We start from the raw sequence: 25,813 nt of genomic DNA, 5'->3' as shown, positions 1-25,813 counted from the left end.
AATTTACCTCCTATATAGTATTTATATGCCTATGGCTTTCTAATATTAACTTTTTATTATAGGTAACATTAAATAATCATTTAGTGGATTCACTTTATTATTTAATATTGAATATGCTTTAGTAGCTTGAATATCTAGATTTAAAAGAGGATTATTTATGTTTTTGGAAACCTTTGTTATAATGGGGATTTTTGATTTTTTCTTCATTTCCTTTAATATAAGACGACCATTATCATTAAATCCAAGAACTTTAGCGTAAAGATTATCTGGATTTATTAAATCTTTAAAAGAATATCTATCTAAAGATAAAAATATCTGAGACATTAATCTAGAAATTTTGGTATAAGTATATCTTTTACTTTTTACTCTAAATATTAAATCTTCATAAGATGTGCTGTAATATATTTCTTTTAAGAATTTATTATCTAAGCCTTCTTTTATTTCAAAAAGATTGTTAAAATCTATACAATTTGTAATGAGTTTATATTTAATATATTCATACATATCTTTTTCAAAGACAAAAGGATAGTTTTTATCTTTTAAAGTGTATAACATATTTAATGAAACACTTGGAATATAATTTTTTAAATTATCTAAAGATAAATTGTTTTTAAGACTTTCTCTTATACTAGTAGCGGAAGAAAAGAGACTATTTAGTTCTTTATCATTATATTTAGCGCCTTCTCTTTTTAAAGTTAAAGGTTTAATTGAACTATTCAAAAGAATTAAAGCCTTTATATATTCTATTCCTAAGATATTATTTGAATTTGATAAAATTTCTTTCAAAGAGTCATCTTCTAAAATTTTTATTAAAGAAAGTTCTCGAGCCTTAGCATAAGTCATTCCTTTTTTTAGATTTTCTTTAATCTCTAACTTTAATTCATTAGATTCATCTGTTAATATTTTAGCAATTTTAGTTAATAAGTTGATATCTCCACATTCACTTCCAAAAAAAATGTTATTGATTACATTAATTGAATCAAGAATATATACTGAACCTCTTGCAAAAAATTCAGCAGAAGATAAAGCATAAAAAGTTGGTAATTCTAAAACTAAATCAACTCCATTTAAAATAGCCATTTCAGCTCTTTTCCATTTATCTATTAATGCTGGCTCACCTCTTTGAACGAAGTTACCACTCATTATACAAACTATACCATCACAATTTGTTTCTCTTTTTGCAGAATCTAAATGGTAAAGATGACCATTGTGAAAAGGATTATACTCCGTTATTATTCCTGTTATATTCATAAATACACTCCTTAATGGGAAATATAAAATCATTATAACATAATAAAAATTTAATAAAAGACTAATATAAAGGAGAAGGATTACGGACAAGCAAAAGTATTCAGAATATTTATAATATAAAGAATTAAATCTTTCGTATATTTTTATGTTGAAAGTTATAGTTATTTAGGAGTATATTAATATATGAAGATGAGTCCGTATCTTTTTGAAAGGAGTAATTATTATGGAACTTATGAATAAATTATGGGATGCAGCAAAGGCTGATAAAAGAAGAATAGTTCTTCCAGAAGGTGATGAGGAAAGAACACTAGTTGCTGCACAAAGGATCGAAGAACTTGGTTTAGCTTATCCAGTTCTAGTTGGAGATAAAAACAAAATAAATGAAAAAGCAAAAGAACTAGGAGTGAACTTAGAAGGAATCGAAATAGTCGATCCAAACACTTCAGAAAGATTACAAACTTATGTTAATGAGTTTTATGAATTAAGAAAAAGTAAAGGAATGACTTTAGAAAAATCTGAAAAAATAGTAAGAGATCCATTGTATTTTGGAACTATGATGGTTAAATTAGATGATGCTGATGGAATGGTTTCTGGTGCTATACATACTACAGGAGATTTACTTAGACCGGGACTACAAATAATAAAAACTGCACCAGGAGTATCTGTTGTATCAAGTTTCTTCATAATGATGGTACCAGGTTCAAAATATGGAGAAGAAGGGATGCTTTTATTCTCAGACTGTGCAGTTAATCCGAACCCAACTTATGAGCAGTTAGCAGCAATAGCAATAGCTACAGCAGATACAGCTAAAAATCTTTGTAAGATAGAACCAAGAGTAGCTATGTTATCATTTTCAACAATGGGAAGCGCAGATCACGAAATGGTTGATAAAGTTAGAAAGGCTACAGAACTTGCAAAGGAATTAAGACCAGATTTATTAATAGATGGTGAGTTGCAATTAGATGCGGCTATAGTTGACAAGGTAGCATCTCAGAAAGCTCCAAATAGTGATGTGGCAGGTAAAGCTAATGTATTAATATTCCCAGATTTACAAAGTGGAAATATAGGATATAAGTTAGTTCAAAGATTTGCAAATGCAGAGGCTATAGGACCTATGTGCCAAGGTTTTGCAAAACCAATAAATGATTTATCAAGAGGATGTAGTTCTGATGATATAGTTAATGTTGTTGCATTAACTGCAGTTCAAGCACAATCTCAAAAATAATAACTGTTAGGAAGGAGTATAACAAATGAAAGTATTAGTAATTAATTGCGGTAGTTCATCGCTTAAATACCAATTAATAGATATGACTACTGAAGAGGCATTAGCTCAAGGGTTAGTGGAAAGAATAGGAATTGAAGGTTCAGTTTTAACTCAAAAGGTTGAAGGCAGAGATAAGTATATAGTTAAACAACCAATGGAGGATCATAAAGTTGCTATAAAGCTAGTTTTAGATACTTTAGTAGATAGTGAGCATGGAGTAATTTCATCAATGGATGAAATATCAGCAGTTGGACACAGAGTTGTTCATGGTGGAGAAAAGTATAAAAACTCAGTAATTGTTAATGAAGAAGTTAAAGAGTATATAAAACAATGCTTTAAATTAGCACCACTTCACAATCCTGCAAATATGATAGGAATAGAAGCTTGTGAAGAACTAATGCCAAATACTCCAATGGTAGTAGTATTTGACACTGCATTTCATGGAACAATGCCAGAAGAATCATATTTATATGCACTTCCATATGATTTATATAAAAAGCATGGCATAAGAAAATATGGATTCCATGGGACTTCTCATAAATATGTTTCTCAAAAGGTGGCAGAAGTTATGGGAAGAGATATAAAAGACTTAAAGATAGTTACATGTCATTTAGGAAATGGTGCAAGTTTATGTGCTGTTAAAGATGGTGTTTCTATTGATACATCAATGGGCTTTACCCCACTTGAAGGTGTTGCTATGGGAACAAGAAGTGGAAATATAGATCCTGCTATAGTAACTTTCTTAATGAAAGAAGAAGGTTTATCAATAGATGAGGTTAATGATTTACTAAATAAAAAATCAGGAGTTCTTGGAATATCAGGAATCAGTTCAGATTTTAGAGATATTGAAGATGCTGCTTTTAAGGAAGGCATACATAGAGCTAAATTAGCACTTTCTATATTTGAATATAAGGTAAGGGCTACAATTGGATCATACGCTGCTATTATGGGTGGAGTTGATGCTATTGTATTTACTGCTGGAGTTGGAGAAAATGGGCCAGAAACTAGAGAATCAATCTTAAAAGGATTAGAATTCTTAGGTGTAGAAATAGATACTGAGAAAAATAATGTTAGAGGAAAATTAAGAGAAATATCAAAAGCTGATTGTAAGGTAAAAGCTTTTGTTATACCAACTAATGAAGAATTAGTTATTGCAAGAGATACTCTTGAATTAATTAAGTAATTTATAGAAATTGTAATATTCAATAGATATATTTTTGAGTGCATAATTATTAGTTAAGTAATTTACAATAAATTACTTGACTTTTAATGGTGCACTTTATATAATAAATTGTGTTTATTCGGCAAATATTTATCTAAGGAGTGAAATGAAGCTTTGCTCAAGCTATACACATAATGTGTATAATGTATCCTAAAGGATATGAGGACTTAGTCTAGAGCAAATACATATGATTATACAATTTTCAGACTTAATTTCATCTAAGAAAAGAAAAAAAGAAATAAATGTAACATATGAATTAGCTCCACTTTCTTTTGATGGAGATCAAATAGAAGCTATAGAAGCTATAAATTTAGTTGGAGATCTAATTTCTATTGGAGATGTTTTAACTTTAAAAGCTTCAATAAAGACAAAATTAAAATTAAACTGTTCAAGATGCCTAGAGGCCTTTATCTATCCAATAGATATTGATATAGAAGAAAGGTTTACAAATAATAAGGAACTTCAAGAAAATGAGGAAATTATTTTTGTAGATAGTGATACTTTAGATATTACTAAAATAGTTGAAAATGTTATTATTTCAACCTTACCTATTAAGAGACTTTGCACAGATGACTGTAAGGGACTTTGCTACCAATGTGGTAAAAATCTTAATGAAGGTTCTTGTCAATGTGAGACAAATGATGTAGACTTAAGACTGGCAAAGTTACAAGAGTTGTTTGGAAATAAGGAGGTGTAGTAATGGGAAATCCTGCTAGAAAAACATATAGAGCAAAGAGAAATTCAAGAAGAGCTCAAACTTTTAAGGCGAGCTTACCTGGAATAGTTGAGTGTCCACAATGTCACGAAATGAAGCTAGCTCACAGAGTTTGCAAGAATTGTGGCTTCTATAAAGGTAAAGAAGTAGTTGCTTCAGTAGAAGAATAAAGAAAGTCTAATGACTTTCTTTTCTTTATATATAAAGAAAAGGGGCGAATGGTATTATGAAGATAGCTATAGATGGCATGGGCGGAGATAATGCACCTAAGGCTGTAATAGAAGGTGTTATACAGGCTTTAAAGGAATACAAAGGAATAGAATATTATATAACTGGGCCTAAAGAGCAAATAGAAGAAGAGCTAAAGAAATACCAATATGATGAAAAGCTAATTAATATAGTTGATGCAAGAGAAGTTATTTCTCCAAATGAACATCCAGTAATGGCTTTAAAGAAGAAAAAAGATTCAAGTATATGCAAAGCATTAAGACTTGTAAAAGAAAAAGAATGTGATGCAATTATATCAGGAGGTAGTACAGGGGCATTTTTGGCTGGCTGTACACTTATAGTTGGAAGAATAAAGGGCGTAGAAAGACCAGCACTTGCTCCAATTATGCCAGGTAGAAATGGTAGCTTTATGATAGTAGATGCTGGGGCAAATGTAGATTGTAAGCCTAACTATTTATTACAATTTGCTAAGATGGGCAAGGTGTATTATCAAGGAGTATTGGGCAAAGCAGAACCTTCAATAGGGCTAGTTAATATAGGAGCAGAAGAAGAAAAGGGTAATGAGTTAACTAAAAATGCTCACAAGCTATTAAAAGAAGAAATTAGTTTGAATTTTGTTGGCAACGTAGAACCAAGAGATACATCAAAAGGTGATGTAAATGTTTTAGTTTGCGATGGTTTTGTAGGAAATACTTTGTTAAAAATGTATGAAGGTGTAGCTTCAACATTATTAGGAATGATAAAAGAAGAGATTTTATCTGGAGGAATAATGAGAAAAGTTGGTGCAGGTCTTTTAAGTCCTGTTTTTAAAGCATTAAAAACAAAATTTGATTATAAAGAATATGGTGGAGCACCATTTTTAGGCGTTGAGGGTATTTGTATAAAAGCTCATGGAAGCTCAGATGGAAAGGCTTTTAAAAATGCTATAAGACAAACAAAAACTTTTTATGAGAATAAAGTATTAGAAAAAATAAAAGAAGAACTTCAAAATAATATATAATTATACCAATATGCATATTGACTAGATAAATAATATATAATATTATCTAAATGATGTATGTAGGAGGTGAATTAGATGTTTGAAAAAGTTAGAGAAATAATAGCTGAGAAATTAAGCATTAACGAAGATGATATAACAATGGACTCTTCATTCGTTGAAGATTTAAATGCAGATTCATTAGATTTAGTTGAACTTATGATGGCTTTAGAAGATGAATTAGACACAGAAATCCCAGATGAAGAAGCAGAAAACTTTAAAACTGTTGGAGATGTAGTTAAGTATTTAAAGAATCATGTTGAAGAGTAGTATAATCCCGCTTTAATGCGGGATTTTATATTTAAAAATTATGATATAATTTGGTTTATTCTTGAATTTGCTCTATTAAAGATATTTTGTTAAAAAGCAAATTGAAGAATAAACTTCAAGGAGTGTATAAAATGGCGAAGTTTAATATAAAAGAAGTTGAGGAAAATATAGGACTAACCTTTAATGAGCCTACTCTTTTAAAGGTTGCATTAACTCATAGTTCTTATGCTAATCAACATAAAGATCAAGAATATAATGAAAGGTTTGAATTTCTAGGAGATTCAATACTACAGTTATGTATTACTGAATATTTATTTTTAAATTATAAAAACAAAAGTGAAGGTGAATTAACAAAAATAAGAAGCTTAATAGTTTGTGAAAATTCACTTTATGAAATTGGTAAAAAATTAAATTTAGGATATTTTATAAGGATAAGTAGAGGAGAAGAGCTAACGGGGGGAAGAGAAAGAGTATCTATAATAGCAGATGCCGTAGAAGCTTTAATTGCAGGAATTTATTTAGATAAGGGCCTTGAATTTGTTAAGGATTATATAATCGGTCATTTTAAAGAAATAATAGATAAAGCAATTAATAATAGTATAGTGCTAGACTATAAAACAAAACTTCAAGAAGAAATGCAAAAATCAGGCGAAGTATCAATAGTATATGAATTGCTTAAGTATGAAGGACCTCCTCATAGAAGAAAATTCTTTACTTCAGTTATAATAGAAGATAAGGAATATGGTAAAGGTGAAGGATATAGTAAAAAAGAATCAGAACAAAATGCAGCTAAAGAGGCACTACGAGCTTTGGAGGAATCTAATGAGTAAAAAGCATTATATAATACCTATATTTGTATCTCATCAGGGCTGTCCCCATCAATGTGTATTTTGTAATCAAGATAAAATAGCTAGAGCTGTTAATAAAGAAGTGACAGATGAAGATGTAAGAAAGACAGTAGAAGAGTATATTAAAACAATAGACCATAATAATTCAACTATTGAAATATCTTTTTTTGGAGGAACATTTACAGCAATAGATATAAATAAACAAAAGGAATTATTATCTGTTGCAAAAGAATATAAGGAAAAAGGTTATATAGATAAAATTAGAATGTCTACAAGACCTGATGCAATAAATAAATACATATTAGATTACTTAAAAGAATATAAAGTAGATATAATTGAGCTAGGAGTTCAATCATTGAATGATGAAGTATTAAGGTTATCTGGAAGAGGTCATAGTTCAGAAGATGTGAAAAGAGCTTCTAGGCTTATAAAAGAATATAAAATTACATTAGGGCATCAAATAATGCCAGGATTACCAGGAGATAATTTTGAAAAGGATATTGAAACTGTAAAAAAATCAATAGAAATGGAACCAGATATATGTAGAATATACCCATCATTAGTGATAAAAGATACACCTATGGAAGAAATGTATAAAAGAGGAGAGTATACTCCATATTCCTTAGAAGAAGCTGTTTGTGTATCTAAAGAATTATACAAATTATATAAAGAGGCAAATGTTAATATAATTAGGATTGGTCTTCAACCAACAGAAAATATTACTTGGGGCAAAGATATTATAGATGGACCTTTCCATCCAGCTTTTAGAGAGTTAGTGGAAGGCAGCTTGCTTTGTGATAAAATAAAATCATCTATAAATATAGATGAAGATATTATAATAGAAATAAATTCAAAGGATTTAAGCAAGCTTTACGCAAATAAGAAAGTGTATTTTAATAACTTAAAATATAATCATAATGGGAAAATAGCAGTTACTACCAAAGATAAGATAAACAGAGGGAATGTTAATATTATCGTACTAAAAAGAATAGAAAAGGTTAGTATATAAGGTAGGCAAGATTTTGCCTACCTTATTATTGATATTTTACTATCTTTACTATAAACTTAAATAAGAATAGGAGTGGTAATTATGAAAAAACAAACGAGACAAAAAATGATATATATAATTACTATAATTTTAGCAATCATGTTTTCAATGAGTCTATTAGTATCATTGATATAGATAAGGAGTGCATCTATGTTTTTAAAATCCATAGAAATAAGAGGGTTTAAATCTTTTGCAGACAAGACCCAATTAAAGTTTAAAAAGGGAGTAACAGCAGTAGTAGGACCAAATGGTAGTGGGAAAAGTAATATATCTGATTCAGTTCGTTGGGTTCTTGGAGAACAAAGTGTAAAAACCCTTAGGGGTGGGAAAATGGAAGATGTCATTTTTGCAGGAACTCAATTTAGAAAACCGGTTGGACTAGCTCAGGTTTCACTTACGTTAGATAACTCAGATAATTCATTAGATACTGATTACTCTGAAGTAACAGTAACAAGGAGAATATTTAGATCTGGAGAAACCGAATATTTAATAAATAATCAAAAGTGTAGATTAAAAGATATTAATAGCTTGTTTATGGATACAGGAATAGGCAAGGAAGGATACTCGCTTATTGGACAAGGTAAAATAGAAGCTATATTAAGTGGAAAAGCAGAAGATAGGAGAGCCTTACTAGAAGAAGCAGCAGGTATAGTTAAATTTAAGTCAAGAAAAGAGGAAGCAGAAAGAAAACTAGCCAATACAGAAAATAATTTAATTAGGATAAGAGATATAATCTCAACTTATGAAGAAAGAATTGAGCCATTAAAAGTAGAAAGAGAAAAGGCTTTAAAGTACAAACTTCTAGCAGAAGATCTTAAAGTTAAAGAAGTTTCTGTTTTAGTTGATAATATAAAAAGAATAGATAAAGATATTAATAACATAAGTGAAGAAATAAGTAATAAAAAATGTGACATAGAAACTAAAAGAAATAAATTAAAAATATATAAAGAAGAAGTTTTAGATTTAGAAGTAAAAATAGAAGAATTAGAGAATAAAAATAGTCAAGAAAAAAGTGAATATTATATTAAAAAGGAGGAAGTAAATCAAAGTCTAAATAATATAGAAATACTTAAAGAAAGAATTAAAAATCTAGAAGAAATAATAGAAAAAGATTTAGAGGAAATAAAGAATTTAGAAGATAATTTAGAAGATTCTAAAAAAGAAAAAGAGAATATAGCTAAAGAACTTGAGGAAAAAATACAGGAGCAACTTCAAAAAGAAAATGATATTAAGAGGTTGGAAAATGAAATATATGATTTAAAAAAAGAAATTCAAAGAATAGAAAGAGAAATAGAGTATTTCAAAAATGAAGAATTTGAGTTATTAAGAAAGATTTCAGAAACCAATAATAGTATTTCTTTATTAAATAAAGAAATACTAAATAAAGAAGAGTTAGGATTAAATGGTGAGAATACTTTAAAGACTTTAGAAGGAAATATAAGTATTAACTTAGCCACAATTATAGGATTAAGAAAAAATATAGAAGAAACTCAAAAAGAAAGAGAAAATTTAAGAAATATTATAATTGAAAATAAGAAAAGGCTTTCAAGTTTAATTGGCGATATAACAAAAAAAGAAAATATTATAAGGGAAATATCTAAAAACATAAATACTTTAGAAGGGAAATTAACCACTTTAAAAGACTTAGAAAAAAGCTATGAAGGTTATCAACTCTCTGTAAAAAGATTAATGGAAAGAATAGAAAATGGACAAATAGCATATGGAAAAGGTACTAAGGTGTTGGGTGAAGTATTTAGTGTCAACAAGGAATATGAAACTGCTATAGAAATATCTTTAGGGGGAGCTATTTCAAATATAATAACTGATGATGAAAATACTGCAAAGCTATTAATAGAGTATCTCAAGAAAAATTCTTTAGGACGAGCAACTTTTTTACCTTTAAATATTATTAAGGGAAATAGATTAAATATATCTAATAATATAAAAGACATTTCAGGTTTTTTAGGACTAGCATCTGATTTGATTAGTTTTGATAGTAAATTTAAAGAAGTAATTGATTATTCATTAGGTAAAACAATAATTGCTAAAGATATGGAATCTGCTTTAAAGATATCAAGGATTGGTAATTATAAGCTTAAGATAGTTACATTAGATGGAGAGGTAATTAGCTGGTGGAGCTCTTACGGGAGGAAGTATTTATAAGAAAAACAATTCAAGTATATTAGGAAGAAGAAGAGAACTTCAAGAGTTGCAAAAAAGTATAATGGAAAGTAAAGATAGATATTCTTTAGAATATGATTATTTAAATAAGATAAAAGAAGAAGTAAAATTAATAGATGAGGAAAATTTAAATAAAAGTGATGAAGTTCATGGGAAGACAATCGATATAACAAGATTTGAAAGTGAAATAAAGTCCTTAGAAAATGAAGGAGTTAAACTTAGAAATTCTTTTGAAGTTTCAAAAAAAGAAATTTCTTTAAACAATGAAAATTTAAATAAATTAAAAGAAGAAATAAAAAATAAAGAGGAATCATTAAAAAATCTAGAGATAAATAATAAAAAAATAGAGATAATATTTTATCTTATGAAGATTTATTAAAAGAAAAGAAAGAGAAGTTTGATAAATTAAAAGATGAATCTATACAAATTAAAATAAACAAGGCAGCATTAGATGAAGTTGTTTATGGAAAAGAATCTGAGCTTAAAAGAAAAGAAAAAGAAGAGAGAGAAAAAGAAGAAAAAATATTGAAGTTTAAATTAGAAAACAAAGAAAGAGAAAGTACTATAATTTCTTTAAGAAATCAAATAGATAAAGATATAAATTTAATTAATGAAATTAATAATAGATTAAATAATCTTGAGAATATATTTAAATCTGACGATATTAAAAGAATAACTTTAAAAGATAAGTTAAAAATAAGAGATGGGGAAGCTAATGAGTTAATAGAAATATTAAGAGTATTAGAAAATGAATTAAGTAAAAGAGAAATATCATATGCTAAAATAGAAAGTGAAAGAGAAAATAATTATAAGAGGTTAAATGAAGAGCTAAGTTTAACTTTAGCAGAAGCTATAGAAATTGCATTAGAGATAGAGAATGTTTCAAAAGTTAGAGATGAAATATTTAAATTAAAGTCTCAAATCACAGCTCTTGGAACCGTAAATCTAGCGGCAATTGTAGAATATGAAGAAGTTTGTGAAAAATATGAATTTATGTCGTCGCAAGAAGAAGATTTAAATAAAGCAAAAGATGAACTTACGACAGTTATTAATGAAATGACTACAAAAATGCAAGAGCTTTTTAGAGAAAATTTTAAAGTACTTAATGCAAACTTTAACGAAACTTTTAAAGATTTATTTAAAGGGGGAACAGCAGAACTTATTTTAGGTGAAGGTGATGAACTTACAGCTAATATAGAAATAAATGTTCAGCCACCAGGTAAAAAACTTCAAAATATAAATCTAATGTCAGGTGGAGAAAAAGTACTTTCAGCAATTGCATTATTATTTGCGATATTGAAAATGAAGCCAACACCATTTTGTATATTAGATGAAATTGAAGCAGCTTTGGATGATGCAAATGTATATAGGTATGCAGAATTCTTGAAACAATTCTCTGAAAATATTCAATTCATAGTAATTACTCATAGAAAAGGAACTATGGAAGCAAGTGATATTATGTATGGAGTAACTATGGAGGAAAAAGGAGTATCAAAGGTAGTTTCAGTTGACTTAAGTAAAGATAATTAGGAGGTAAATTATGGCTATATTTGGAAAAATATTTGATAATTTAAAATCAGGACTTTCAAAGACTAAAAATGCTTTAACTGATAAAATAAATGAAACATTAAAATTAGCTATTACTATAGACGAGGACTTATATGAAGAGCTAGAAGAAATTTTAGTTATGTCTGATATAGGAATGGATACAACAATAGAAATTATAGATAGATTAAAAGCAAAGATAAGAAAAGAAAAAATTAATGACCCAAATGAAGTTTATCCAGCATTAAAATCTGTAATAAGAGATATTCTTTTAGAAGGTACAGAAGAAAAAGAAGAAAGTAAAACTAGTGATAAAGAAATATTATTAGTTATAGGTGTAAACGGAGTAGGTAAGACTACTTCAATAGGAAAACTTGCAGCAAAAAACAAGCAAGAAGGTAAAAAAGTGTTACTTGCAGCAGCAGATACATTTAGAGCAGCTGCTATAGATCAATTGGAAGTATGGAGCCAAAGGGCAGGAGTTGATATAATAAAACATATGGAAGGTTCTGATCCAGCAGCGGTAGTTTTTGATGCTGTAAATGCAGCAAAGTCAAGAAATATAGATTTATTAATATGCGATACAGCAGGAAGACTTCATAACAAGAAAAATCTTATGGATGAGTTATCAAAAATAGGTAGAATAATAGATAGAGAATTTAGTAATGCGCACAAAGAAACCTTATTGGTTTTAGATGCAACAACAGGACAAAATGCAGTAGTTCAAGCAAAACAATTTATGGAGGCTTGCCCTATAGATGGTATAATATTAACTAAATTAGATGGAACTGCAAAGGGTGGAGTTGTAATTTCTATTAAAAATACATTAAATATACCTGTTAGATATATAGGCGTAGGAGAAGGCATAGAAGATCTTCAAGAATTTGATGCAGAAGGATTTGCAGAAGCACTGTTCTAGAAAGAAGAATGTAAAATGAAAAGTGTAAAATTAAGGCGGAAATTCAGCTTTTGCTGAATTTCATTAAAATCTATAACTTAGCAAAGTTAAGTTATTTCCTTAATTCTACATTCTACATTTTTAATTTTAAATTTTTGTAGGGTGTTAAGTAAAAATACTTGACAGCATAGAATTGTTTTGTTAAAATCTCTTTTGTGGGTAAGGTGATGAAATGGAAGATAGGGTTGAGATTTCATTATTAATGGATTTATACGGTTCATTACTAACAGAAAAACAGTATAAAATTATGGAGCTTTATTATAATGAGGATTTATCCTTAGCTGAAATTGCTGAATTGAATAACACAAGTCGTCAAGCGATCCATGATTTAATAAAGAGATGTTATAAACAGTTTCTATCCTATGAAAGTAAACTTAATTTACTTAAAAAAAGTTTTAGTCAAGAAAAGATAATTATAAGTTTTCTTGAAGAAATAAAAGATAAATATTCAATTTCTGAAGAGGACTATAATAAATATAAAAGTATATTAAAAGATTTATAAAATCATAGGAGGGTTTAACGTGGCTTTTGAAGGTTTATCAGATAAATTGCAGGAAGCTTTCAAAAAGCTTAAGGGCAAAGGAAAGCTAACTGAAAAAGATATAAAAGAGGCCATGAGAGAAGTAAAACTTGCGTTACTTGAAGCTGATGTTAACTTTAAAGTTGTTAAAAAGTTTATTTCAAGTGTCAGTGAAAAGTGTGTTGGAAATGAGGTTTTAGAAAGCTTAACTCCAGCTCAACAAGTTATAAAAATTGTTAACGATGAACTTACTGATCTTATGGGAGGTAGTGAAAGCAAATTAGAATTTAACTCTGTAGGTCCAACAATAATAATGATGGTTGGCTTGCAAGGAGCAGGTAAAACTACTATGAGTGGAAAGCTTGCATTACAACTTAGAAAACAAAATAAGAGACCTCTTCTAGTAGCATGTGATATATATAGACCAGCAGCTATTAAACAATTAGAGGTAGTTGGAAAGCAAATAGATATTCCGGTTTTCCAAATGGGAGATAAAGTTAATCCTGTTGATATTGCTAAAGCCGGTATAGTTCATGCTAGGGAAAATGGGAATAATGTAATAATAATAGATACAGCTGGTAGACTTCATATAGATGAAAATCTTATGGGAGAACTTAAATCTATAAAGGAAGAAGTAAAACCTCAAGAAATATTACTTGTAGTAGATGCAATGACAGGCCAAGATGCTGTAAATGTTGCAGAAAGTTTTAATGATTCATTAGATGTATCAGGAGTTATATTAACAAAGCTAGATGGTGATACAAGAGGTGGAGCCGCTTTATCAATTAGACATATTACTGAAAAACCAATTAAGTTTATTGGTGTAGGTGAAAAAATGAGTGATTTTGAAGTTTTCTATCCAGATAGAATGGCTTCAAGAATATTAGGAATGGGAGATGTTCTTTCACTAATAGAAAAAGCTCAGCAAGCCTTTGACGATAAAGAAGCACAAGAATTAAGTTCAAAAATGATGGAAAATGATTTTACTTATGAAGATTATTTGACAGCTATGGAACAAATGAAAAAGCTTGGGTCTTTAAGCAAAATAATGGAAATGCTTCCTGGAATGCCAAAGGAAATGAAGGATATAGATTTTGATGCTGGTGAAAAACAATTAGGTAGAGTAAAAGCTATAATCCATTCAATGACTCCAAAAGAAAGAAGAAATCCAAAGCTAATAGCTGGATCATCTTCAAGAAAAAAGAGAATTGCTAAGGGTTCAGGAACATCATTGCAAGAAGTTAATAAACTCATTAAGGGCTTTGATATGATGAGAAAGCAAATGAAACAAATGAAATCATTTCAAAAGAAATCTAAAAAAGGTTTTTTTGGTAAATTACCTTTTATGAGTTAATATAAAAATACACACTTTAAAAGGAGGTGAAATACATGGCAGTAAAAATCAGATTAAGAAGAATGGGTGCTAAAAAAGCTCCTTTCTATAGAATAGTAGTTGCTGATTCAAGAGCACCAAGAGATGGTAGATTCATCGAAGAAATAGGATATTACAATCCTTTAACTGAACCAGCTGAAGTTAAAATCAATGAAGAAAAAGCTACTAAATGGGTACAAAATGGAGCTCAACCTACAGATGTAGTTAAGAGACTTTTTGCTCAAGCAGGATTAAATAAGTAATTTTTAGGAGGTGAACTCTGTAATTAATGTAATTACAGGTGTTTATGAAGGAATTAATTGAAATTATAGCTAAATCTCTTGTAGAGAATCCAAATGAAGTTCATGTAAATGAAATCCAAGGAGAGCAATCAATTATTCTGGAACTAAAGGTTGCTCCTGCAGATATGGGAAAAGTAATTGGTAAGCAGGGAAGAATAGCTAAAGCTATTAGAACTGTTATAAAAGCAGCAGCAATGAAAGAAGACAAAAAAGTAGTAGTTGAAATTATTGATGTAAAGAGTTAGGGTAATCCTAACTCTTTTTAAACATACAATTACTATAAATAAAGACATAGATAAATAAATTAATTGTAGTATTTCTAATGTATCTACTAAGGATTATAGAAATATTAGAAATATTAAATATACTGAGTTTAAAGTAGTGTTTTAACTTTAGTATATATGGACAATACTAAGCTAAATAGATAAATTAAAATAAATAATTTAATAAAAAGAGGTGCAAAAAATGAGGGATATTTTAAGAGTTGGAAAAATAGTAAATACTCATGGATTAAAAGGAGAAGTAAAAGTTATAGCTTTAACTGATGATCCCAAAAGATATAATGATTTAGATTTTGTATTAATAGATGGAGTAGAAAGAAAAATTCAAGGTTGTAAATTTCAAAAAGATAGGGTAATAGTGAAAATAGAAGGAATTGATTCTATAGAAGAAGCAGAAAAATATAAAAATAAATATATGGAAATTCCAAGAGAATATGCAGTTCCATTAGAAGAAGATACATATTATATTGCAGATATAATAGGATGTAATGTTTATGATACAAGTGGTAAATCTTTGGGGGAAGTTTATGATGTAATACAAACAAAGAATAATGATGTTTATTGGATAAGAAAACCTAAAGAATTATTAATTCCTGTATTATTAGAAATTGTTACAGATATAAATATAGATAATAGAAAAATAATAATTAAACCAGTAGGAGAATGGCAAGATGAGGATTAATATTCTTACATTATTTCCTGAAATGTTTGATATATTTAATCACAGTATAATAGGGAAAGCTAAAGAAAAAAAACTTGTAGAAATAGATGCAATAAATATAAGGGATTTTACATTGAGTAGGCATAAAAAAGTAGATGATTATCCTTATGGTGGAGGAGCTGGAATGGTAATGACTCCTCAACCATTAGTAGATTCTATAAGATATTGTAAAAAAAATAATAAAGGGAAAGTTATTTTTTTAGGCCCTAGAGGTAAAACTTTTAATCAAGATATTGCTAAAGAGTTATCTAAAGAAGATGAACTAATATTTATATGTGGTCATTATGAAGGAATTGATGAAAGAGTATATAAACATATAGATTTAGAAATATCATTAGGAGATTTTATATTAACTGGTGGTGAAATGGCAGCTGTTCCTGTGATAGATTCAATTTTAAGGTTAAAAAATGGTGTTTTAGGTAAAGAAGAAAGTTATATGGATGAATCATTTTCAGATGGATTACTTGAGTATCCACAATATACAAGACCAGAAGAATTTGAGGGAGATAAAGTACCAGAAGTACTACTTTCGGGTCATCATGAAAATATAAGAAAATGGAGAAGAGCTCAAGCTCTAATAATAACTAAAAGAAAAAGAAAAGATTTATATGATAAAATACTTTTGACTAAAGAAGATAAAAAAATACTAGAAAAATACAAATAAATTATTGAAATATAACATAACTTATGTTAAAATAACCTTTGTGTTAGTACGGGCGGTCCTCTGTCAAGTGTTTGTTAAGAACGTCTAATATAAATTTAAGGAGGGACTACACAATGAACGAAATAATAAGAGCTATTGAAGCAGAACAAATGAGAAGTGATCTTCCAAATTTCAACGTAGGAGATACTGTTAAAGTTTACGTTAAAATTAAAGAAGGTACAAGAGAAAGAATACAAATGTTTGAAGGAACAGTTATTAAGAAGCAAAACGGTGGATTAAGAGAAACTTTCACTGTAAGAAGAGTTGCTTACGGAACTGGAGTAGAAAGAACTTTCCCAATGAACTCTCCAATCATTGATAGAATGGAAGTTTCAAGAAAAGGTAAAGTTAGAAGAGCTAAGTTATTCTACTTAAGAGATAGAGTAGGTAAAGCTGCTAAAGTTAAAGAATTAAACGTTAGATAATATATTATCTAATGATTAAGTAAGGGACTTTTATAAGTCCCTTTTTCTTATTTTTAAGAAATTATAAAAGGTCTATTCTTTTAACAACTTTTTATAATTTCCTGCGTTTAATTGTCAAGGTATATATAAGTTTATATTAATTTGAAGTGAAGTTAGAAAATAAGGGAATTTATATATGTCAACCTTTTTACTTTAAAGGAAAAGATTTTATAAAAATTAAACTTTTAAAGATTGATATATACATGATGCAAGTGGATATAATACAAATAGTAAAATAGATAGGGAGGAATTTTAATATGCCTACAATTAATTGGTTTCCAGGACATATGAAAAAAACTCAAAGAGAAATAAAAGAAAATTTAAAGCTAGTGGATGCGATAATTGAAATAAGAGATGCTAGAATACCAAGAAGTTCTGCAAATCCAGATATAGATAAGCTTTGTGAAGGAAAACCGAGAGTAATACTTTTAAATAAGAGCGATTTATCAGAAGCTAAAGTGACAAAAATGTGGATGAATTATTTATCCTCAGAAAATGTAAGAGTAATAGAAGTAAATTGTCTAAATGGAAAGGGATTAAATCAAATTAAACCAACTTTAGATTTATTGCTTAAGGAAAAACATGATAGATTAAAGGCTAAAGGCTTAGTAAAGATACAAATGAGAGTTATGGTAGTAGGAATACCAAATGTAGGTAAATCTACTTTTATAAATAAGATGGCCAAAAATAATATAGCAAAGACTGGAGATAGACCTGGAGTTACAAAGAGTAAACAATGGATAAAAACCAAAATGGATATTGAGATGTTAGATACGCCCGGAGTTTTATGGCCTAAATTTGAGGATGAAAAAACTGCTCTTAACTTAGCATTTACAGGTGCTATTAAAGATGAAATAATGGATGTAGAAGAGCTTGCATATAATTTGGTAAAAAGACTTCAAGTCTTTTATGGAAATAAATTAAAAGATAGATATAAGATTGATGAAATAAATGAAGACCCTCTTGAGACCTTAAATAGCATAGCAAGAAGAAGAGGTTGTTTAATTAAAGGTGGAGAAATAGATTATAATAGAATAGCTGTAATTCTTTTAGATGAATTTAGAGGTGGTAAAATAGGTAATATCTCACTTGAACTGCCAAATGAAGAAGTAATGGGAGAGTAAGTTAATGAATTTATTAAACAATGATATTAAATCATTAAGTTATAAAGAAATAAAATCTTATATAGATGATATTAATATATTTGAAGAAAAAAACAATGATGAAATAAGATATTTAATAGATAAACTTTACTTGGATGAGAGAAAAAATGTTAAATCTTTAGCGGATAAATTATTTAAGCAAAAGGAAAAAATAATCAAAGAAATTCAAAGAGTAAAAAATATGTATAACTTTGATAAAGGATTTGGAAATTATCAGTTTATAGCAGGAGTTGATGAAGTCGGAAGAGGTCCACTTGCAGGTCCTATAGTATCTTGCGCAGTTATATTAGATTTAAATATAATTGATGATGAGCTTATACTTTGGTTAAATGACTCTAAAAAATTATCAGAAAAGAAAAGAGAAGAATTAGCAGAACTTATAAAGGAAAAAGCATTGGCATATCATATATCGGAAAGCTCAAATGAAGAAATAGATAAAAAAGGAATATCTTATTGTAATAATAAGATATTTTTAGAAGCTTGCACATCTATGAAAATAAAGCCTAATCTTATTTTATCAGATGGTTATTTAATAAAAGGAATTAATATTCCTAATAAATCTGTAATAAAGGGTGATGCAAAGTCAGCATCTATAGCAGCAGCATCTATTTTAGCAAAGGTATATAGAGATGATTTAATGAAAGAATATGCAAAGGACTATCCATATTATGCATTTGAAGAAAATGCTGGATATGGTACTAGTAAGCACATAGAAGCTTTAAAGAATTTTGGTCCGTGTAGAATACATAGAAGATCATTTTTGAAAAATATTCTTTAATATAAATATTTAGTTTTGTTTTGATATGTATATATTTAATATCCTCTAAAAGCATCTTCTATATGATTTAAAAAGTATGACTCATTATCTTTATTAAAATAAACTTCAACAACATCAAATCTACAATTATAATTAAAAAGTTTTTTTGTAAGGATATAAAATTTGCATAAATTAATTATTTGTTTTTGTTTGTAGTAGGTAACAGCTTCTAATGGTAACCCATAGGAGTAATTGTACCTACTTTTTACTTCTACAAAAATAATTATTCCCTCATATCTGAATATCAAATCAATTTCTCCATATTTATTTTTAAAATTTTTACTTAATAAATAATAGCCTTTAGATATTAAGTAAGAAGAAGCTAAGTCTTCACCATAACAGCCTATACTCTTATTATATTTACTCATAATACACCACCATAAGAATTTTAAAAATTGTATAAAAATATAACTATCTTATAATATTGACAAAAATAATATATTAAATCATATGAAATAAATGTTTAATAATTAAATTATAGTGTCAATAATGTTTAAGAGGTGATAATGATGTCAATAGAGATAATAAGTGCTACTCACAATGGACTTGATGGGATACTTATAAATGTTGAAGTAGATATAAACAAAGGAATGCCAAGTTTTAGTATCGTTGGTCTTCCTGATGCTTCGATAAAGGAATCAAAAGAAAGAGTACGTTCTGCAATAGTAAATAGTGGATTTGATTTTCCATTAGGAAGAATAACTATAAATTTAGCTCCAGCAGATATAAAAAAAATAGGATCATTACTTGATTTACCAATTGCCCTTGGAATACTTATGAAATCAAATCAAATATGTAATAAAGATCTCAGAGATTTTATAGTATTTGGAGAACTTTCTCTAGGTGGAGAATTAAAAGAAATAAAGGGAATATTACCAATAATTTTTGAAGGAGAAAGTAATAGAAAAAATAACTTTATCTTTCCATTGAATAATTTAAAAGAATTAAGATCATTTAATATAGGAAATTTTTATCCTTTTAAAACATTAAAAGAAGTTGTTTCTTTTATTAATAACGAAGATTTATTACCATTTACATTTGAAGAAGAAGCTAAAAAATATAATAAAACTTATTTAGATTATTCAGACATTATAGGACAAAAAACATCAAAAAGAGCAATGGAGATAGCAGCTGCTGGGAAACATAATATATTTATAATTAAAGACAATATCAAGGTTATTAAAGATAGGTTTATCTAAGATGACTAGGTAAATATTAATTATAAATGGAGTGTTAAAAATGAGTAGTTACGAAACAGGATATTTTTCAATCAAGAATAAGGCAATATTGGAGCTTAGCGGAAAAGAATTTAAGCTTTACTGTTATTTAGTTTCTAAAGATTATAAAGGGGAAGGTGTATGGTATGCTCAAAAAACAATATCTAATGATTTAGGTGTGTGTGTTCGAACAGTTCAAAGACATCTTAAAGCTTTAGCAGAAAAGGGGTATATTTCCATAAAACGTAGAGGTTTTAATATGACAAATATTTATAAAATGCTTAAAAATACAGTAGAGAAAGTTAAAGATAAGAAAGAAGAAGTAGCTAATAATTTTAAAAGTAAATTTGATAAAAAAAGTGAAAAGCCTAAGTTAAGATTTAACAATTTTGAAGGGCGTAATTATTCTAAAGAAGAATGGAACAGTTTAGAAAATAAATTGCTAGGTTGGGAATGATGAAAAGTACAAAAAAATACCCTTAGAACGGCAATTCTAAGAGCATTAAACTTGTTAACTCCAATAACAAGTAAGTTAAATATATTATAAACATATTAGCTAATAAAAGCAAGTGGCTATAATATTTTTTTGAAAGGGAGTTGAGAAGTTTATTATCTATGTTTAAAATTAAGATTTTATAATATAAATTAAAGCTTATAAGGTGAATTTAATATATTTTATAATATATTAAATTGATTTTATAAGCTAATTTTTTTCGGAAACCTATTTCAGAATAATTTGTCGTATCACTTATGACATTTATAAGATTTCATGATAAGACAAATGATTCTGAAGTTACACGACAAGATTAATACAGTAAGAAATAAAAGATATAATAATTAAAAGTAATAATAAATAAATATTAAAATCTATCTTTATAAAGCTTTTAGATTTATTTTTCAAAATAATCACCTCATTTAGAGTGTTGACATAATATTGTAAATTTATTCCATGATGTTGTATAATATATAAGAGAGGTGATAACTATTGCTTAAAAATAGATTGTTAGAGATACGTTTAAAACTTGGATATAAATTTCAAAAGGACTTTGCAGAAATGTTAGGTATGAGCAAAAAAGATTATAATTTAGTAGAAAATAATAAAAAAGGCACTAGTTTAGAGAACGCTATAGATATAGCAGAAAAGTTAAATATGAAAGTTGAAGATATTTGGTTTAGAGAGTAACCAAGTATCTTTTTTTATAAATAAAATAACCATTAATATAAATATAATTTCCATAAGTGGTAACAATTTTGCCTATAAGACGTACATTATAGTATAAAGACATCTAAGGGCACACAACTTACTAAATTATGTGTGTGACAAAGATGTAAGAATGTATAAAGAGGTGTAACTATGGTAATTGGAGTTGATTTAGGAAATTGGAACGTTAAGACAAGTGAAGGAAATATATTTCCAAGTAGATATACTACTATGGAAAGTTTATTAGAAGCTGGAGGTGACATTTTAGAATACAAAAGTATAAAGTATTACCTAAAAGAAGGAAGGCTTGAAAATGACTATGATAAGGCAAATAAAAGTACTAATGAGATATTGCTGATTTATGCTCTAGCTATTCAAAATACAAATTATTTTAAAGCAGTTGTTGGATTACCTGCACTTTCCTACAAGAATAATAGAGATAAGTTTAAAGATACTCTATTAAAGATGAAAATTCATGATGTAAAACTGAATGGTGTAAATAAAAAAATTATAATAGATGATATTTTAGTTTTTCCAGAAGGTGCTGGAGCGTATTTTAGTTTAAATAATAGACCTAAAAATGCGGTGGTTATAGATATTGGTGGGGGTACTACTAATATAGTTAATTTTAAAAATGGTAAGCTAGAAAGTTGTACAACCTTACCTAAAGGAATGATAGAACTATATAACAGAATAAGGCACCATATAAATTCTACTTACACATTAAAGTTAGAATTAGAAGATATAGAAGTGATTTTGAGAGAAGGTCTTACAGTAGATGGGGAAGGAATAGATTTTAACTTTATGAAAACTATAGTTGAAGAGTTTATAGAAGAACTTATGAATGAATTAAGAAATTTTCCGATTAGAACAAGTAAGGTTTTATTAAGTGGTGGTGGTGTGAAATTATTAAAAAATTCATTATCCAATAAAATTAAAGGATTAGAAGTAATAGATAATTATTTATTTGCTAATGCTAATGGATTTAAAAATGTGGGGGTATCGAAATGGAAAGGTTAAGAATAGTTGTAAATTTTAAAAATACTCCAGAAGATATAGAACTTTATAATAAGTTAAAAAAACGAAGTTCTATAAGTGGATATATAAAAGATGTATTAAAAGGGCTTGAAGAAAATGAAGTGGTCAATGAAAAGAAAGAAATTTCTAGTGGAAATGACAATGAGATAGCTGATGATATAGCAGATATTTTAAATTAAAGCAATAAAATACCCCTAAATCCTTGTAACAAGACTTGGGGCAAGGGTGCTATCGTTAGAAGCAAGCTTCTTACAATAGCTTATGCATACCTATGTTTAAATGTTACATTTTAAAGCGTTTAGTATAAAAAATTAAAAAATTACTACAGCACAAACAACAGCAAAACATGCTAAATAACCTAAAGCAAATCCAGTAATCATTATAAAGCACCTCCGATAAATTTATATTAATAGTTTAACAAATTTAAAAGTAATTATTCATGGAGGATTATGTTGTGGAAATAGGAATTACATTAAATAATGAGTTGGTTTTTAATAAAGAGATATTTATTAAAAAAGAAAAAAGAAATATAAATTGCTTGGCAGGTGAAATATTAAAGAATAAAAGGTTAACGAGATGTACTGTATTTTTAATTACAGGATTGAATATTACAAAAGATGTATTGGCAGATACAAGCGATGCTTTTGTTAAATTAGATAAAGCAGGTTGGATATTCTTAGGAATAGTTCAGAAACTAGGCTTTTGGGTATGTTTAATAGGTTGTTTACTGGAAATACTATTTGCTGTCTTTAAAGAAGGAAAAGGAAAGAGTGCATTGTTACCTATTACATTAAAGTGGATAGGGTTATTTTTAGCATTTTATTTATTGCCAGAGATTTTTATTCTAATTAGAGATTTATTTTCTTAGGAGGTTAAGGTATGAGTAAAGCAATTGAAGAAGCTTTAATTAGTTGTACTGTGAAATTATTAAAATTTCTTGCTAATGGATTAATAAAAGGTAGCTTTTGGATATGTTTGATATTTTGTCTTATATCTTTATTACTGTATATAGGAGGACGAAGAAAAGCTGGGAAAGGTATATCTATCGCAATAATTTTGTATGTATTATTGCAAACACTTGGAGGAGCATTTAATATATGAAAGAAAAGAGCATTAAATTGAGTGAATACTTCCAAATAGTAAAACCTAAATATGTTTATATTCAAGTAGTACCTCACAAAAGTATTAGAAATTATTCATCTAAAAATATTGCCATTGCAATAGCTAATTGTTTTAAAAAAATGAATAAGGTTGTTACTAGAGAAAAGAAAAAGTTAATATTTCACATGAATTTTAAGATTAGTTATATTATAGATATAGTTGACGATAATGCTAATTTTTACTTTTTAGTACCAGAGATATTTAAAGATATTATTTTAACTAAATTAATAGAAACTTGGTTTAAAGCTACTATAAAAGTATTGGAAGGTGGTATAAAGCCACTTTCTAATGATACAGAGTTTTATGAGATGACTTATAAAAAAGATGATGCACTTAGCTTAATGACTGATCATAAAGATAACCAACCTTTAGCTTCTATTTTAGGTGTAATGCAGATAATGAAAGATACTGATAGAGTGATGGTTTGCTATAATTTTATAGCAAGTCCACAATATAATTGGATGGATAGATACAATGAAACAATGAGAAAATTAAAAGAACGTAAATCTGTAGATAAAAGTATTTTGAGTTTTGACTATATTCTTAGAAATTCTATTATTTTATTACTAGATACAGTAAATTCTATTTTAAAAGTGATGGGAGATTTAGTTGGGGCTAAAGAGAAAGATGAAAAAGAGAATCTGTATAATGCAGTTTTAGGAGTATTACAAGAAGAGAAAAGACTAAGCAATTCAACTAAGCAAAAAGCTAATGCGACAGTTTTAAATACTCAGATTCTTATAGCTAGTAATAGTGCAGATAGTGTTAGAAGGTTAAATAATGCTAATTCAATTATTAATAGTTTTAGGTGTTGTGATGATGATAATGAATTAGTAGCTAAAAAAGTAAAGAAGTATGTTGATATAGAACAGTATAATTTTAATACTTCAATCAACACTTTGTCTGAGAGTGAAGCGGGACAATTTCTACAAATACCGGGAAGGGCTATACTAACTCAACATCATATTTCACATATAAAGACAGAAGAAAATGAAGTGCCAAAGGAACTAACTACAGGTTACTTTAGTTTAGGAGAGAATAGTTATAAGGGAAATAAAGTAGAGTGCTATTTAGAAGATGAATATAACGTAGGTTCTTATCCTTTAGTTTGTGATGGAAGCCAAGGGTCAGGTAAAAGTACCTTTGTAGCTAATATATATAAATTTGCAAGAAGTAGGGGGGAAGGTGGAGTGTTAATTGATTATATTAAAAATAATGAATTAACACAAGAAGTATTAAAGTATATACCTAGAGAAGATGTAATATTATTAGATTATTCTAATGAGAAATGTATGCAAGGATTTGCTTTTAATGAAATTTCTAATTTAAATAAAACAACTCCATTTGAAAGGATTAAAAATGCTAATTTACAAGTGATGCAGTTTGTAGAATTAATAAATGCCATAAATGATGAAGCGTATCCGTTACAGGCACGTATGAGAAAGTATTTAGTAAGTGCAGGAACGGTTGTATTTTGTACAGGAGAAACTTCTTTAAAGGCTATTATTAATTGTTTAGAAGATCATAAAAGTAGAAGTTATTATATTTCTAGGTTAGATAAAGAATTATTATTATTACTTGAAGATAAAATAAAGATATTGCAAGAACTAGATGAATGGAGTAAGCCTAGCAAAAAAGAAATTGAAGAAGGTATAAAGCCAGAGATTATTGGAACTAAAGATACTAGGATTGATGGTATATTAGATAGAATAAGTTTGTTGAAAGAAGATGTGGCTTTAGAATATATGTTTAACAAAGGATCTAAAGATAATGTAGATTTTGCTAAAGAATTAGAAAAGGGTAAATTAATAATCGTAAAGATGTTACAAGATGAATGGAGCTCACAAGCCAAAGATATTATAACTACTTTTTTTATAAGTAAAATATGGTTAGCAACTGAAATGAGGGGAAAATGGAGTAAGCAGCCTAAAAGAATTCACATAGCTATAGACGAAATATTTCAATGTCCTACAGCTATGCAGATGCTAAGTAAAAAGAATACATTACCACAAACTAGGAAGTTTGGTTGCAAGTTTATATTTACAACTCAAGGATTGCAACAACTTAAGAGTTTATTTACTAGTATTGTAGATGCTGGGGGAACTTTTATGTTGCTAAAAGGAACTAAAGAGGAAGACTTCAATTTATTAAAATCTAAGATTGAGAATTTAGAATATGAGGATTTAAGAGATATGGCAAAAACATATAAATATCCTTCATTAAATTTAGTTTATTATAGTAAAGGTTATGCAAGTTTTATAACTAAATTACCTAAACCAGTATAGAG

General features: G+C 27.9%; 30 protein-coding genes and 1 pseudogene. 29 read left to right on the top strand and 2 right to left on the bottom strand.

Annotated elements, in window-relative coordinates; genetic code table 11:
• Positions 1-45: 45 nt before the first annotated feature.
• Positions 46-1,251, bottom strand: a complete 1,206-nt coding sequence (locus A500_RS04520) for a nucleotidyltransferase (protein ID WP_016206406.1) — start codon at positions 1,249-1,251, stop codon at positions 46-48.
• Between the two features lie 223 nt (positions 1,252-1,474).
• Between A500_RS04520 and pta the strand changes: the two genes are divergently transcribed.
• The 21 genes from pta (at position 1,475) to A500_RS04425 (ending at position 18,870) form a co-directional block, all read left to right on the top strand.
• Positions 1,475-2,476, top strand: a complete 1,002-nt coding sequence (gene pta, locus A500_RS04515) for a phosphate acetyltransferase (protein WP_016206405.1) — start codon at positions 1,475-1,477, stop codon at positions 2,474-2,476.
• A 25-nt stretch (positions 2,477-2,501) separates the two neighbouring features.
• Complete coding sequence (locus A500_RS04510) at positions 2,502-3,698, top strand: acetate kinase (protein WP_016206404.1); 1,197 nt, start codon at positions 2,502-2,504, stop codon at positions 3,696-3,698.
• A gap of 226 nt (positions 3,699-3,924) precedes the next feature.
• On the top strand, positions 3,925-4,434 hold the full coding sequence (locus tag A500_RS04505) for a YceD family protein (protein WP_016206403.1): 510 nt from the start codon (positions 3,925-3,927) through the stop codon (positions 4,432-4,434).
• A gap of 2 nt (positions 4,435-4,436) precedes the next feature.
• On the top strand, positions 4,437-4,622 hold the full coding sequence (rpmF, locus tag A500_RS04500) for a 50S ribosomal protein L32 (RefSeq protein ID WP_008678357.1): 186 nt from the start codon (positions 4,437-4,439) through the stop codon (positions 4,620-4,622).
• Between the two features lie 56 nt (positions 4,623-4,678).
• The gene (gene plsX / locus A500_RS04495) at positions 4,679-5,680 is read left to right on the top strand and encodes a phosphate acyltransferase PlsX (RefSeq protein ID WP_016206402.1); all 1,002 of its coding nucleotides are present in this window, start codon (positions 4,679-4,681) and stop codon (positions 5,678-5,680) included.
• 75 nt (positions 5,681-5,755) lie between these two features.
• Positions 5,756-5,986: an acyl carrier protein gene (gene acpP, locus A500_RS04490; protein ID WP_016206401.1), complete on the top strand. Its 231-nt coding sequence runs from the start codon at positions 5,756-5,758 to the stop codon at positions 5,984-5,986.
• Positions 5,987-6,117: 131 nt separating this feature from the next.
• The gene (gene rnc, locus A500_RS04485; protein ID WP_016206400.1) at positions 6,118-6,816 is read left to right on the top strand and encodes a ribonuclease III; all 699 of its coding nucleotides are present in this window, start codon (positions 6,118-6,120) and stop codon (positions 6,814-6,816) included.
• Positions 6,809-7,843 (top strand): elongator complex protein 3, encoded by a 1,035-nt coding sequence (locus tag A500_RS04480; RefSeq protein ID WP_016206399.1) that lies wholly within the window; start codon positions 6,809-6,811, stop codon positions 7,841-7,843. The genes rnc and A500_RS04480 overlap by 8 nt, the downstream gene beginning before the upstream one ends.
• Positions 7,844-8,032: 189 nt before the next feature.
• Positions 8,033-10,045, top strand: a complete 2,013-nt coding sequence (gene smc, locus A500_RS22135) for a chromosome segregation protein SMC (RefSeq protein WP_479723484.1) — start codon at positions 8,033-8,035, stop codon at positions 10,043-10,045.
• A gap of 61 nt (positions 10,046-10,106) precedes the next feature.
• Complete coding sequence (locus A500_RS22130) at positions 10,107-10,442, top strand: hypothetical protein (RefSeq protein ID WP_479723483.1); 336 nt, start codon at positions 10,107-10,109, stop codon at positions 10,440-10,442.
• Positions 10,418-11,593 carry a hypothetical protein gene (locus A500_RS22125; RefSeq protein WP_479723485.1) on the top strand — a complete coding sequence of 392 codons (1,176 nt, stop codon included), beginning with the start codon at positions 10,418-10,420 and terminating at the stop codon, positions 11,591-11,593. Before A500_RS22130 ends, A500_RS22125 begins: the two co-directional genes overlap by 25 nt.
• Before the next feature lie 16 nt (positions 11,594-11,609).
• Positions 11,610-12,527, top strand: coding sequence for a signal recognition particle-docking protein FtsY (ftsY, locus tag A500_RS04470; RefSeq protein ID WP_040436528.1), 918 nt, complete (start codon positions 11,610-11,612; stop codon positions 12,525-12,527).
• Between the two features lie 211 nt (positions 12,528-12,738).
• On the top strand, positions 12,739-13,068 hold the full coding sequence (locus tag A500_RS04465) for a putative DNA-binding protein (protein WP_016206397.1): 330 nt from the start codon (positions 12,739-12,741) through the stop codon (positions 13,066-13,068).
• Positions 13,069-13,087: 19 nt separating this feature from the next.
• Positions 13,088-14,440 carry a signal recognition particle protein gene (ffh, locus tag A500_RS04460; protein WP_016206396.1) on the top strand — a complete coding sequence of 451 codons (1,353 nt, stop codon included), beginning with the start codon at positions 13,088-13,090 and terminating at the stop codon, positions 14,438-14,440.
• 35 nt (positions 14,441-14,475) lie between these two features.
• Positions 14,476-14,721, top strand: a complete 246-nt coding sequence (gene rpsP / locus A500_RS04455; RefSeq protein WP_008678375.1) for a 30S ribosomal protein S16 — start codon at positions 14,476-14,478, stop codon at positions 14,719-14,721.
• 44 nt (positions 14,722-14,765) lie between these two features.
• Complete coding sequence (locus A500_RS04450) at positions 14,766-15,005, top strand: KH domain-containing protein (protein ID WP_016206395.1); 240 nt, start codon at positions 14,766-14,768, stop codon at positions 15,003-15,005.
• A gap of 220 nt (positions 15,006-15,225) precedes the next feature.
• The gene (rimM, locus tag A500_RS04445; RefSeq protein ID WP_016206394.1) at positions 15,226-15,723 is read left to right on the top strand and encodes a ribosome maturation factor RimM; all 498 of its coding nucleotides are present in this window, start codon (positions 15,226-15,228) and stop codon (positions 15,721-15,723) included.
• Positions 15,713-16,426, top strand: coding sequence for a tRNA (guanosine(37)-N1)-methyltransferase TrmD (gene trmD, locus A500_RS04440; RefSeq protein WP_016206393.1), 714 nt, complete (start codon positions 15,713-15,715; stop codon positions 16,424-16,426). The genes rimM and trmD overlap by 11 nt, the downstream gene beginning before the upstream one ends.
• 113 nt (positions 16,427-16,539) lie before the next feature.
• Positions 16,540-16,890, top strand: coding sequence for a 50S ribosomal protein L19 (gene rplS / locus A500_RS04435; RefSeq protein WP_016206392.1), 351 nt, complete (start codon positions 16,540-16,542; stop codon positions 16,888-16,890).
• A gap of 296 nt (positions 16,891-17,186) precedes the next feature.
• Positions 17,187-18,053: a ribosome biogenesis GTPase YlqF gene (ylqF, locus tag A500_RS04430; RefSeq protein WP_016206391.1), complete on the top strand. Its 867-nt coding sequence runs from the start codon at positions 17,187-17,189 to the stop codon at positions 18,051-18,053.
• A gap of 4 nt (positions 18,054-18,057) precedes the next feature.
• Positions 18,058-18,870: a ribonuclease HII gene (locus A500_RS04425; protein ID WP_016206390.1), complete on the top strand. Its 813-nt coding sequence runs from the start codon at positions 18,058-18,060 to the stop codon at positions 18,868-18,870.
• 35 nt (positions 18,871-18,905) lie between these two features.
• Here the strand turns inward: A500_RS04425 and A500_RS04420 are convergent, their stop codons facing one another.
• Positions 18,906-19,277 (bottom strand): YraN family protein, encoded by a 372-nt coding sequence (locus A500_RS04420; protein WP_016206389.1) that lies wholly within the window; start codon positions 19,275-19,277, stop codon positions 18,906-18,908.
• Positions 19,278-19,418: 141 nt separating this feature from the next.
• Between A500_RS04420 and A500_RS04415 the strand changes: the two are divergent.
• The 8 genes and pseudogenes from A500_RS04415 to A500_RS04380 all read left to right on the top strand — a co-directional run.
• Positions 19,419-20,066 (top strand): annotated as a pseudogene (locus tag A500_RS04415) (magnesium chelatase domain-containing protein); the annotation flags it as partial.
• A gap of 82 nt (positions 20,067-20,148) precedes the next feature.
• Positions 20,149-20,583, top strand: coding sequence for a helix-turn-helix domain-containing protein (locus A500_RS04410; protein ID WP_016206387.1), 435 nt, complete (start codon positions 20,149-20,151; stop codon positions 20,581-20,583).
• A 528-nt stretch (positions 20,584-21,111) separates the two neighbouring features.
• Positions 21,112-21,309 (top strand): helix-turn-helix transcriptional regulator, encoded by a 198-nt coding sequence (locus tag A500_RS04405; protein WP_016206386.1) that lies wholly within the window; start codon positions 21,112-21,114, stop codon positions 21,307-21,309.
• A gap of 171 nt (positions 21,310-21,480) precedes the next feature.
• The gene (locus tag A500_RS04400) at positions 21,481-22,347 is read left to right on the top strand and encodes a ParM/StbA family protein (protein WP_016206385.1); all 867 of its coding nucleotides are present in this window, start codon (positions 21,481-21,483) and stop codon (positions 22,345-22,347) included.
• The gene (locus A500_RS04395) at positions 22,335-22,544 is read left to right on the top strand and encodes a hypothetical protein (protein ID WP_016206384.1); all 210 of its coding nucleotides are present in this window, start codon (positions 22,335-22,337) and stop codon (positions 22,542-22,544) included. The genes A500_RS04400 and A500_RS04395 overlap by 13 nt, the downstream gene beginning before the upstream one ends.
• Before the next feature lie 275 nt (positions 22,545-22,819).
• Positions 22,820-23,233 carry a hypothetical protein gene (locus tag A500_RS04390; protein ID WP_016206383.1) on the top strand — a complete coding sequence of 138 codons (414 nt, stop codon included), beginning with the start codon at positions 22,820-22,822 and terminating at the stop codon, positions 23,231-23,233.
• A gap of 11 nt (positions 23,234-23,244) precedes the next feature.
• Positions 23,245-23,466, top strand: coding sequence for a hypothetical protein (locus A500_RS04385; RefSeq protein WP_016206382.1), 222 nt, complete (start codon positions 23,245-23,247; stop codon positions 23,464-23,466).
• A complete protein-coding gene (locus A500_RS04380; protein ID WP_016206381.1) occupies positions 23,463-25,811 on the top strand; it encodes a type IV secretory system conjugative DNA transfer family protein in 2,349 nt (782 codons plus the stop codon). Before A500_RS04385 ends, A500_RS04380 begins: the two co-directional genes overlap by 4 nt.
• Positions 25,812-25,813: the final 2 nt, after the last annotated feature.

Source organism: Clostridium sartagoforme AAU1 (assembly GCF_000401215.1).
Lineage (GTDB): Bacteria > Bacillota > Clostridia > Clostridiales > Clostridiaceae > Clostridium > Clostridium sartagoforme.
The sequence above is the reverse complement of the archived record's forward strand: the minus strand, read 5'-3'. Positions and strand labels throughout refer to the sequence as shown.

Excerpts from the sequence above, each read along its gene's own strand:
- A500_RS04520 (WP_016206406.1), bottom strand. The coding sequence starts at position 1,251 with ATGAATATAACAGGAATAATAACGGAGTATAATCCTTTTCACAATGGT.
- pta (WP_016206405.1), top strand. The coding sequence starts at position 1,475 with ATGGAACTTATGAATAAATTATGGGATGCAGCAAAGGCTGATAAAAGA.
- A500_RS04510 (WP_016206404.1), top strand. The coding sequence starts at position 2,502 with ATGAAAGTATTAGTAATTAATTGCGGTAGTTCATCGCTTAAATACCAA.
- A500_RS04505 (WP_016206403.1), top strand. The coding sequence starts at position 3,925 with ATGATTATACAATTTTCAGACTTAATTTCATCTAAGAAAAGAAAAAAA.
- rpmF (WP_008678357.1), top strand. The coding sequence starts at position 4,437 with ATGGGAAATCCTGCTAGAAAAACATATAGAGCAAAGAGAAATTCAAGA.
- plsX (WP_016206402.1), top strand. The coding sequence starts at position 4,679 with ATGAAGATAGCTATAGATGGCATGGGCGGAGATAATGCACCTAAGGCT.
- acpP (WP_016206401.1), top strand. The coding sequence starts at position 5,756 with ATGTTTGAAAAAGTTAGAGAAATAATAGCTGAGAAATTAAGCATTAAC.
- rnc (WP_016206400.1), top strand. The coding sequence starts at position 6,118 with ATGGCGAAGTTTAATATAAAAGAAGTTGAGGAAAATATAGGACTAACC.
- A500_RS04480 (WP_016206399.1), top strand. The coding sequence starts at position 6,809 with ATGAGTAAAAAGCATTATATAATACCTATATTTGTATCTCATCAGGGC.
- smc (WP_479723484.1), top strand. The coding sequence starts at position 8,033 with ATGTTTTTAAAATCCATAGAAATAAGAGGGTTTAAATCTTTTGCAGAC.
- A500_RS22130 (WP_479723483.1), top strand. The coding sequence starts at position 10,107 with ATGGAAAGTAAAGATAGATATTCTTTAGAATATGATTATTTAAATAAG.
- A500_RS04465 (WP_016206397.1), top strand. The coding sequence starts at position 12,739 with ATGGAAGATAGGGTTGAGATTTCATTATTAATGGATTTATACGGTTCA.
- rpsP (WP_008678375.1), top strand. The coding sequence starts at position 14,476 with ATGGCAGTAAAAATCAGATTAAGAAGAATGGGTGCTAAAAAAGCTCCT.
- A500_RS04450 (WP_016206395.1), top strand. The coding sequence starts at position 14,766 with ATGAAGGAATTAATTGAAATTATAGCTAAATCTCTTGTAGAGAATCCA.
- rimM (WP_016206394.1), top strand. The coding sequence starts at position 15,226 with ATGAGGGATATTTTAAGAGTTGGAAAAATAGTAAATACTCATGGATTA.
- trmD (WP_016206393.1), top strand. The coding sequence starts at position 15,713 with ATGAGGATTAATATTCTTACATTATTTCCTGAAATGTTTGATATATTT.
- rplS (WP_016206392.1), top strand. The coding sequence starts at position 16,540 with ATGAACGAAATAATAAGAGCTATTGAAGCAGAACAAATGAGAAGTGAT.
- ylqF (WP_016206391.1), top strand. The coding sequence starts at position 17,187 with ATGCCTACAATTAATTGGTTTCCAGGACATATGAAAAAAACTCAAAGA.
- A500_RS04425 (WP_016206390.1), top strand. The coding sequence starts at position 18,058 with ATGAATTTATTAAACAATGATATTAAATCATTAAGTTATAAAGAAATA.
- A500_RS04420 (WP_016206389.1), bottom strand. The coding sequence starts at position 19,277 with ATGAGTAAATATAATAAGAGTATAGGCTGTTATGGTGAAGACTTAGCT.
- A500_RS04410 (WP_016206387.1), top strand. The coding sequence starts at position 20,149 with ATGAGTAGTTACGAAACAGGATATTTTTCAATCAAGAATAAGGCAATA.
- A500_RS04400 (WP_016206385.1), top strand. The coding sequence starts at position 21,481 with ATGGTAATTGGAGTTGATTTAGGAAATTGGAACGTTAAGACAAGTGAA.
- A500_RS04395 (WP_016206384.1), top strand. The coding sequence starts at position 22,335 with ATGGAAAGGTTAAGAATAGTTGTAAATTTTAAAAATACTCCAGAAGAT.
- A500_RS04385 (WP_016206382.1), top strand. The coding sequence starts at position 23,245 with ATGAGTAAAGCAATTGAAGAAGCTTTAATTAGTTGTACTGTGAAATTA.
- A500_RS04380 (WP_016206381.1), top strand. The coding sequence starts at position 23,463 with ATGAAAGAAAAGAGCATTAAATTGAGTGAATACTTCCAAATAGTAAAA.